The 8,796-nt window shown below is 34.4% G+C and carries 10 protein-coding genes; 5 read left to right on the forward strand and 5 right to left on the reverse strand.

Annotated features, from left to right (window positions below; translation table 11 throughout):
- Nucleotides 1-84 precede the first annotated feature (84 nt).
- On the reverse strand, nucleotides 85-1,212 hold the full coding sequence (locus VNJ50_RS08470) for an esterase-like activity of phytase family protein (protein WP_325580884.1): 1,128 nt from the start codon (nucleotides 1,210-1,212) through the stop codon (nucleotides 85-87).
- Between the two features lie 105 nt (nucleotides 1,213-1,317).
- Nucleotides 1,318-2,727, reverse strand: a complete 1,410-nt coding sequence (locus VNJ50_RS08475; RefSeq protein WP_325580886.1) for a S41 family peptidase — start codon at nucleotides 2,725-2,727, stop codon at nucleotides 1,318-1,320.
- A gap of 154 nt (nucleotides 2,728-2,881) precedes the next feature.
- Here VNJ50_RS08475 and VNJ50_RS08480 point away from each other — a divergent pair, with 154 nt between their 5' ends.
- The 4 genes from VNJ50_RS08480 to VNJ50_RS08495 are packed head-to-tail and all read left to right on the forward strand — an operon-like array spanning nucleotide 2,882 to nucleotide 5,097.
- Nucleotides 2,882-3,391 (forward strand): sigma-70 family RNA polymerase sigma factor, encoded by a 510-nt coding sequence (locus VNJ50_RS08480; RefSeq protein WP_325580888.1) that lies wholly within the window; start codon nucleotides 2,882-2,884, stop codon nucleotides 3,389-3,391.
- The gene (locus VNJ50_RS08485) at nucleotides 3,378-3,881 is read left to right on the forward strand and encodes a hypothetical protein (RefSeq protein ID WP_325580890.1); all 504 of its coding nucleotides are present in this window, start codon (nucleotides 3,378-3,380) and stop codon (nucleotides 3,879-3,881) included. The genes VNJ50_RS08480 and VNJ50_RS08485 overlap by 14 nt, the downstream gene beginning before the upstream one ends.
- A 41-nt stretch (nucleotides 3,882-3,922) precedes the next feature.
- Nucleotides 3,923-4,549 carry a DUF4252 domain-containing protein gene (locus VNJ50_RS08490; RefSeq protein WP_325580892.1) on the forward strand — a complete coding sequence of 209 codons (627 nt, stop codon included), beginning with the start codon at nucleotides 3,923-3,925 and terminating at the stop codon, nucleotides 4,547-4,549.
- A gap of 2 nt (nucleotides 4,550-4,551) precedes the next feature.
- Nucleotides 4,552-5,097, forward strand: a complete 546-nt coding sequence (locus VNJ50_RS08495; RefSeq protein ID WP_325580894.1) for a DUF4252 domain-containing protein — start codon at nucleotides 4,552-4,554, stop codon at nucleotides 5,095-5,097.
- A gap of 45 nt (nucleotides 5,098-5,142) precedes the next feature.
- Here the strand turns inward: VNJ50_RS08495 and VNJ50_RS08500 are convergent, their stop codons facing one another.
- Both VNJ50_RS08500 and purB read right to left on the reverse strand, forming a co-directional pair.
- Nucleotides 5,143-5,328, reverse strand: a complete 186-nt coding sequence (locus tag VNJ50_RS08500) for a hypothetical protein (RefSeq protein WP_325580896.1) — start codon at nucleotides 5,326-5,328, stop codon at nucleotides 5,143-5,145.
- Nucleotides 5,329-5,331: 3 nt separating this feature from the next.
- Complete coding sequence (purB, locus tag VNJ50_RS08505; protein ID WP_325580898.1) at nucleotides 5,332-6,675, reverse strand: adenylosuccinate lyase; 1,344 nt, start codon at nucleotides 6,673-6,675, stop codon at nucleotides 5,332-5,334.
- A 265-nt stretch (nucleotides 6,676-6,940) separates the two neighbouring features.
- Here purB and VNJ50_RS08510 point away from each other — a divergent pair, with 265 nt between their 5' ends.
- The gene (locus VNJ50_RS08510) at nucleotides 6,941-7,582 is read left to right on the forward strand and encodes a protein-L-isoaspartate(D-aspartate) O-methyltransferase (RefSeq protein WP_325580900.1); all 642 of its coding nucleotides are present in this window, start codon (nucleotides 6,941-6,943) and stop codon (nucleotides 7,580-7,582) included.
- Between the two features lie 49 nt (nucleotides 7,583-7,631).
- Here VNJ50_RS08510 and VNJ50_RS08515 read toward each other — a convergent pair.
- The coding region (locus VNJ50_RS08515) for a DUF5686 family protein (RefSeq protein WP_325580902.1) at nucleotides 7,632-8,796 on the reverse strand (1,165 nt) is incomplete at its 5' end.

An 8,796-nucleotide genomic window follows, 5' to 3' on the forward strand; every position in this document is an offset into this window, starting at 1 on the left:
AATTTACACTTTATTTTTGGGTTTTTAAAACTTTTCTCCCTTTTTTTATTTTCAATGGTTTATAAAATATTGAAGTGGTGTTATTTAAAAGTTTTTGGATGTCTCTATAATTTCCATTAAGATGATTTGATTGATCTGTTCGCTATACGCGCTAAAATTATTGTCTGAAATGAGGAGAAGGCTTCGGTTTCCATTTTTAAGTTTTGGTCCCCAGGAAATGCCTTCAATATTATCCACAAATCCTTTTTTTAATTTTTTTCGGACACTATTAAAATCGAAGACTAATTTTTTTTCTGCAAAGATGATGTTCTTACCTGTTTTTGATTTTAGAGCGTCAATTTCTAGAGTGTTTGTGGTGTTTTTTGAATTGGCAGTATAAATTAGAATCCGATTGCCACGGTTTTTATGGCCTGCTGAAAATGCACGTTCGATGACTAGGAATTGGTCTTGGGACACTTCAAGAATACCACTTAAACCATTCATTGAAAAAGGGAGAAGCGGTGCTTTTCGGATACGTCCAAGAGTATACGCAAATTGACTCTCGGGTTGTCTAGACGTTGAGTTATAATAGGTAAAACGTATCGGAGATTTTGTTTTAAAAAGCCGTGGATTTGGCCCATCGCTTATCATTGGTAATTCGGTGGCTGTCCAAAAACCTAAACCATCTGTACTGCGCGACAATCCTTCAAAAACGCCATTATTACGTAATCCTTTGTCATTTGAAGAGGCAAAATAATGGGGGATTTCATAAAAGCTTAGAACGTTTCCTAAGGTATCAATGTCTGCAACAAAGGGATCTTTTTTATTTTTGATGGATCCTTCACTACTCACAGTATAGTTGTTTTTTTGAGCATTGAAATTTATCCCTTCCATGTCAAAGATGAGGTTTTTTGTGGTATCTGTTTGATTTTGAATACGTGTTGCTTTTACAAAATCGATCCTGTTGATTTGATTGTTGTCAATAGTCATCAAAAACTTATAGATGATCGGATTTTTTGGAATGTCACTAATCGTGTAGAAATAGGTTCCGTCAAAATCTAAATCCGATAGTCCTCCCACCAGATGCCCGTCCACTTCCAGATCTTTTGGAATGATGTATTCGTCCAAAAACTTTAATTGGATTGTTGCTGCTTTACTGATTCTTGCTCCACCGCAAGAAGATAGGAGTATTGCTGTGAAGAAAAGGAAAAAAACTTTTTTAATGATGTACATTTTTTTAGGATATAAAAAACCTTCTTCCGATTTTTCTGAAGAAGGTTTTGAAGAGTAATTAATTCAAATTTAAAAGCGACATTTCAGCGATAAACTTATTTTTTTCTAAATTTTATCTATAAACATCAAATCTTTAATCTTATTATCATCTTTTATTTCAACTGGTGTTAAAATTTCTGTTTGTGGTGGTAATGGTCGGGCTATGCTTCCTAAAATATGATCTAGTGCTATTTGCAAGAAAGGTTCATTAGGATCACCTAAAACTCCTAAGGTATTTATATACTCGCGTGTTTTTACATCAGGAATCAATCCTGTAGCAGGAACAAGATCACTGTTTTTATTGACCGAATTGGCTATTAAAGGCAGTATAACATAATTATGTCTCGGATTGGCGTTTGTTGGACCCAAATCTGGAGAATCATATATAGGCATGGAGGCTTGAGTTTTTCCTCTTGTGTTTTCACCTATTTGAACCACCGTAATATAAGGTTTTAAGCTATTGATAATCAATTCACTTGCCGAAGCAGAAGCATCGGTTGTCAATACATAAACTTTTTGTAAGTTCAAGCTGTTGAGGCTTGCACCTTTTTCTAGTGAATTTAAAAATTTATAATCAAAGTTTAAATCCTTAAGATCTTCGTTGTACATCAATTTTGAAAATACCTGGCCATAAAATTGGCCTGTGATCATGCTTCCCAATAAAACTGCCGAATTGACGGATCCGCCGCCATTATATCTCAAATCCAAAACTAATTCTTGGACATTGTTTGCTTTTAGTTCGGCAAAGGCTTCATTGAGCTTTTCATTATAATTGGCCGTAAAACTATTGTAAAACAAGTAGCCTACTTTAATTCCATTAAGGTCAAATGTTTTATTCAGATAAATAGGATTTTCCTCATATTCTTCTTTGGTAAGTGTCGCTTTTTCTGAGGTTGGAACGATAGCACCTTGGTCAATAACGGCAAAATTTAAGGTGTAGGTTTCTTTATTAAGTAGTGTATTTAAGTTTTCTGTGGTCATTTGGATGCCATCAATGGCATTAAATATTTGTCCACGTTTTAGTCCCATATTACTGGCTACACTATTATTGAGAACCAGTTTAATAACTCCAACTACTTTATTGTTGTTTTCAGATTCTCTATATAACAGGAATTCTAGGCCGTTACTTTTATAAACACCCTCCAATTGCTGTAAAAGTGAAACGCCATCGGCAGCAATAATGCTAAAACGATCAACCTCTTTTCTTTTGTAAATCAAACTTTCAAACAGTTCTTCGGGCTCAGAATACTCGTTTAAATAATTAATATAAGCTTCGTTTGAAGTAAAGCGGTTGTTGGCTAAATTAGGAATGTGTGATTTGTACAAATACACGGCGTTCATCGCTTTATATACAAAATCATTAACCTCATTGTATTCATTATTTTTTATAACTGGGTCATCGTCTTTATCATTAAAACAACTGGTATTAAGACTTAATAAGACAAGAGCAAATAGGGCGGTTTTTAAGATTCTCATGAGTTTTTATTTTTATAATCGATAATTTGAATGATTATTAAGTTCTAAATTTACTTAGATTATTGGAAAGTAAAACTTTTTTGTAACAAATTTTAATGTCCTTCGTCGTAAGAAGAGAAAAGGGATTAACTGTCCTTATCTAAAACTAATCATAATGACACAAACTGATTTTGTAAAATTGGTAATGCCTTTTAAGGATAAAGTCTTCCGGCTTGCTAAGCGACTTTTGGTTTCTAATGAAGAAGCTGAAGATGCTACACAGGAAGTTTTATTGAAATTATGGAATAATAAGAATGCTATTGAGCAGTATAATAATGTGGAAGCTTTTTCGATGACAATGACCAAGAATTTTTGCTTGGACCGATTAAAATCCAAACAGGCACAAAACTTGAAGATTGTACACAGCAATTATGAAGATCATAAGTTGTCCTTACAGAAACAAGTGGAATTGAACGATAGTGTGAACTGGGTTTCTAAAATTATGGAAGAACTGCCTGAGCAGCAAAAGTTAATTGTTCAACTCAGGGACATTGAAAATTATGAATTTGAAGAGATCGCCAAGGTTTTGGAAATGAATGAAACCGCAGTGCGAGTAGCGCTGTCAAGAGCAAGAAAAACAATAAGAGAAAAATTAACTAATACACATAGTTATGGCATTAAATAATATCGAACAACTTTTAGAAAAGTACGACAACGCCGAAACAACATTGGCCGAGGAAGCGCAAATAAGAGCCTATTTTGAAAAAGAAGAAGAGGTACCAGCACATCTGGAATCATATAGAATGCTGTTTCAATACGTGGTCCATACTAAACAAGAACAGTTTTCTAAAACTGTTTCTTTCCCAACAAAACGGACAAAAATATACCGATGGATTTCTGTCGCAGCCGTTGCAGTACTTATGTTGGGTGGGTATTTTCAATGGAATCAGAAAAACCAAAAGCTCACTTTGGACGATTTAAGCCACGAGCAATTAATGGCTTATAACCAAACGCTTGAAGTTTTTAATCTTGTGGCTACAAAACTTAATAAAGGAACCGATAATTTGGCCGTTTTAGATTTGGTGTCTACCAAACTTAATGAAGGCGCAGAAAATCTCGATCACCTTAAGGTTTTCGGAAATACAACCAACAGAATTATAAAAACTAATGAATAGAATTTTTTAAACACAAATAATCAAATTAAATAAAGAATATTATGAAATATGTAAATAATGTGCACGGATTTCTTCGCAGCAGGAGTAACGTGAGTAAAAAAACAATAGTTTTATTAGCCATTATTATGGTGCCAATAGTGTCCTTTGGACAAAGTTTTTTTGACAAATATGAATCCATGAAAGGGGTGACTTCTGGGGTAATTGGTCAGAAAATGTTTAAAATGATAGCAACTATCGATGTTGATCCTAGTGATCCTGAAGCCCAAGGTTTTTTGAATATGGTCAAAAAGATAGAAAGTATCAAAGTATTGAGTACTGGTGATAAAAGTATTTCTGCAAGTTTGGCATCCGATACCGAAAAATATATTAGCAGTTCAAAACTGGATGAGTTAATGCGTTTTAAAGATGGTGGACAAACGGTTAAATTTTATGTCAAAGAGGGACGTGACGAAAACCATGTCAAGGAATTGTTGATGTATGTGAATGGATTAAAAGAATTGACAAAAAATGCAAACGTAGAAATTAATGGCGAAAAACGAGATGTAGAAACGATTCTTGTATCGATTATAGGGGATGTTGATTTAAGGGAAATTTCAAAAATCACCAGTAAAATGAATGTTCCCGGTGGCGAACATCTTGAAAAAGCAGGAAAAGGTAAAAAACAATAATTATGATTTCAATAATCAAAAACGTAATAGCTCCGGCACTTTTGGCAGTCCTATTGTTTAGTTGCAACCAAGGACAAACGTTACAACATTATTATGTTGACAACCAAGAACAGCCAAATTTCCTTTCGATTGATGCACCAATTAGTATGTTAAATCTTGATGAAAGCCAATTGAGCCAAGATCAGAAGGAAGCCTACCATTCCATTAAAAAACTGAATATGTTGGCTTATAAGATGAAACCTGAGCAACAACAGGAGTTTGAAACTGAATTGGCAAAAGTAAAAACCATTTTATCCGATTCTAAATATGAAGAATTAATGCGTGGTGGCGATTCGGAAGTTGGTCAGTTTAGTATTAAAGTTCTTGGAGATGATGATGACGTTCAAGAGTTTATACTCTTTGGGAGTTCTGACGACAAGGGTTTTGCCATTGTCAGGGTTTTAGGAAAAGATATGAATCCGAGTAAAATTATGAGTTTGGTTTCAGCATTTGATAAAGTCAATGTTGATGACTCACAAATTGGCCAGTTTTTAGAGTTTTTTAAATAACAATAAAAACAGTTTTTTAAAATATGGAGATCCACCAAAAAAGTATTACACTTTATGGTGGATCTCATTTTTATTTAGGATAATGACAATATAAATGACCAAAGTAGCAAAAAGACCAAAAAGGAAAAATTTCATGATGAAATAATCCAAAACATCAAAAATTCCAGCAAATAAAAAGCCAAATGCTATGATTCCTGTTAATGTACGTGCTATAAGATCTATTCGTGTCATAATCTATATTCCAGTATAATTGCTCGGCGTAATTTGTTTAAGTTCTTCTTTGATAACGTTAGAAACGTTTAAAGTATTGATGAAATCGGCAATTAATTTTTGATCGATTTTAGCATTAGTTCGAGTCAATCCTTTGAGTGCTTCATACGGATTAGGATAGGCTTCTCTACGTAAAATGGTCTGAATGGCTTCGGCAACAACCGCCCAATTGTTTTCAAGATCTTCCTGAAATTTAGGTTCGTTCAATACCAATTTATCCAAACCTTTTAAAGTACTGGTAAATCCGATAAGGGTATGTCCAAAAGGCACACCAACATTTCTTAATACGGTACTGTCGGTCAAATCCCGTTGTAAACGCGAAACGGGTAATTTTCCAGATAAATGCTCAAATACAGCATTGGCAATACCTAAATTCCCCTCACTATTTTCAAAATCTATGGGGTTAACTTTGTGTGGCATTGCACTACTTCCAACTTCGCCTTCTTTGATTTTTTGTTTAAAATAATCCATCGACACGTACGTCCAGATATCCCTATTCAAATCAATTAAAATGGTATTGATGCGTTTTAGATTGTCAAACAAGGCTGCCATATGGTCATAATGTTCAATTTGCGTAGTAGGAAATGAATGGTGAAGTCCTAATTTTTCTTGCACGAATTGCGTTCCAAAAACTTTCCAATCTATCAATGGATACGCCACATTATGTGCGTTGAAATTGCCCGTGGCACCACCAAATTTCGCAGCGTTTGGGATGGCTTTCAGCAATCTAAATTGTTCTTCAAGTCGTACTGTAAAAACCTCGATTTCTTTTCCTAAACGTGTTGGCGAAGCAGGTTGCCCATGAGTTCGCGCCAACATTGGGATATTTGACCATTCTTTAGATAGTGTTTCTAATTTATGGATGATGTTTTTATATTCAGGAATATAAACAGCGTTTAGTGCATCTTTAATACTTAAAGGAATAGCCGTGTTGTTGATATCTTGCGATGTCAATCCAAAATGGATAAATTCTTTATAAGCTTGAAGATTGAGTTGGTCAAATTTGTCTTTTATAAAATATTCAACCGCTTTTACGTCGTGGTTGGTTACTTTTTCAATATCCTTAATAGCAAGCGCATCTTTGGCAGAAAATGTAGTATAGATAGCTTTTAGGGCATCAAATTTTGAAGTGTCAAAATCTTTAAGCTGCGGCAACGGAATTTCACATAACGCGATAAAATAATCAATTTCTACCTGAACGCGATATTTAATAAGTGCTTCTTCCGAAAAATAATCGGCTAAACTTTCGACTTTGTCTCTATATCTACCGTCAATTGGTGAAATAGCATTTAAAGATGATAATGACATTGATTATGTTGATTTTGTTGTGTTAAAAGAAGTGGCAAAGATAATAAAGAAAGTTAGAATTTAAGGGTGGGGACTGTTAAGTATGTAGATAAAGGTAATTTTATAATCTTGATGTCTATTTTTAGGGTGAATGCATTTTGTTGAACATCGCGGAGTTAATGAAAAAAGAGGGTTGATGGGCGACTAATCGAGCTAAAACATCTGATGAAAATCTTGTAACTCTCTTTGTTTTGGGCTAATTTAGCCAGATAACTCAACTACCGCTTTGAAAGATACGTTTAAACATAAAGGCCTGCGACAGCAACTTGTCGATACGATTAGGGATAAAGGAATTACCGATGAAAAAGTACTAAAAGCCATTGGCAATATTCCACGGCACTTATTTATGGATTCTGGTTTTTTGGACCATGCTTATCAGGATAAAGCGTTTCCTATTGCTGCCGATCAAACCATCTCACAGCCTTTTACCGTGGCATTTCAAACGGAACTTCTACGAGTTAAACCAGGCGATAATATCTTGGAAATAGGTACCGGAAGTGGTTATCAAACCGCTGTATTATGCGAACTTGGTGCCAAAGTATTCAGTATTGAAAGGCAATTGGAACTCTTTAAACTCACCAGTAAGTTTTTGCCAAAATTAGGATATCGTCCTAAAAAATTGATTTTTGGCGATGGTTATATCGGTCTTAAAGAAGAAGCGCCATTTGATGGTATTATTGTAACCGCGGGCGCACCATTTGTGCCACGACCTTTAATGAGCCAACTTAAAATAGGAGGTCGATTAGTGATTCCTGTTGGTGAAAACGTGCAAACCATGACCTTGTTTGTTAGAAATGGACCAAAGGATTTTGAAAAACACGAATTTGGAGAATTCCGATTTGTGCCTCTTTTGGAAGATAAGAACTAAGGGTTTTTAATATTATTTTTCGCCAAAACGTATTTGACATTAAAATCTGCTATTCAATAATATTCAAAAATTTTAATCCAAAAATTATAGCATCGCCTTGATAGCCATTTTGATAAGAGCGTACATAATCTACACGTAAGAACCTGAATTTCTTAAAACCGATATTATCAATTCCAATAGAATATTCCTGATAAGGTTTTTGATTTTCGGTGGTAAACAGATGTGCACCAACAACCAAATTGTAATTCAGTTTATTCAATAATGGCACTCGGCTTAAAATATAACCTTTAAAGTCGTGTTCAGCGTGCATTTCAAAATAAGAGGTGTTTGTGCTTAACGCATAATAAGGCAAATTGTTGAATGTATTAAGATATGTGCTGGTGGTACCAATATGCGTTTGGTTGCCGTTGGGATGGTAATAGTCCATAAAAGCAATGTCGTCGGCATTAAAAAACGTACCAGTTTTTAGGTTGTATTTAAAATCACCTTTATTGCCGATAGTTAAGTTTTGGGTTAACCGTGCCGAAAGCTTATCAAAATTATAACCCTCTTCGGATGCCGCAAATCCTTTTTCATAACCAATAAATAACGTTGGATATTTACTGGACGGAATATTTACCTTACTATCCGGATAACTCATATACTCTTGACCAAAATTGAAACGCGAATTAAGCCTGAATTTTAAAAGATGGTGTGTATCAAAAGACGGAATTCCAAAGTTGGTTGGATATTGAGGATCATTGCTTGTATAATCTTTGTTTTTAGTATTGAAAAAAACTTGATCAGTAGTATTTATCAATGCTTTCCTGCGTTCATAAGCCAGGTTTCCATATAGGCTAATGCCGTTTGAAACTTCTTGTGTATAGCCAATTTCAGCAAAACTGCGATCGTAAATTTTCATAAAATTATTTTCAAAAAATAAAGAGCTTATCGAGTTTATTAAAGGTGAAATGGGGTGATTATCATTAAATTGTTTGGTTTCAACACCTGCAGAAAGCATTAAAAATGGTTTTTTAATATTGTTGAATTTATAGGTAAATGAAGCGGTTCCTCTTAAACGTTCATCGGAAACTCCGTATTGTAATGTGGCATTTGCCGAGAAAAACCGTCTGAATTTATCGTGATTTTTTCGATAATAAAAACTCAGTTTGGAGTTGTATCCTTGAATGGTATTAAATTGAAAATCAGAAAGGGGAGAGCTGTAGCCTAAAGAC

It is taken from the genome of Gelidibacter sp. (genome assembly GCF_035577925.1).
Taxonomy (GTDB): Bacteria; Bacteroidota; Bacteroidia; order Flavobacteriales; family Flavobacteriaceae; genus Gelidibacter.

Bases quoted from the DNA above. Each gene is read 5' to 3' on its own strand.
- VNJ50_RS08475 (WP_325580886.1), bottom strand. From the start codon at position 2,727: ATGAGAATCTTAAAAACCGCCCTATTTGCTCTTGTCTTATTAAGTCTT.
- VNJ50_RS08485 (WP_325580890.1), top strand. From the start codon at position 3,378: ATGGCATTAAATAATATCGAACAACTTTTAGAAAAGTACGACAACGCC.
- purB (WP_325580898.1), bottom strand. From the start codon at position 6,675: ATGTCATTATCATCTTTAAATGCTATTTCACCAATTGACGGTAGATAT.
- VNJ50_RS08480 (WP_325580888.1), top strand. From the start codon at position 2,882: ATGACACAAACTGATTTTGTAAAATTGGTAATGCCTTTTAAGGATAAA.
- VNJ50_RS08500 (WP_325580896.1), bottom strand. From the start codon at position 5,328: ATGACACGAATAGATCTTATAGCACGTACATTAACAGGAATCATAGCA.
- VNJ50_RS08495 (WP_325580894.1), top strand. From the start codon at position 4,552: ATGATTTCAATAATCAAAAACGTAATAGCTCCGGCACTTTTGGCAGTC.
- VNJ50_RS08470 (WP_325580884.1), bottom strand. From the start codon at position 1,212: ATGTACATCATTAAAAAAGTTTTTTTCCTTTTCTTCACAGCAATACTC.
- VNJ50_RS08490 (WP_325580892.1), top strand. From the start codon at position 3,923: ATGAAATATGTAAATAATGTGCACGGATTTCTTCGCAGCAGGAGTAAC.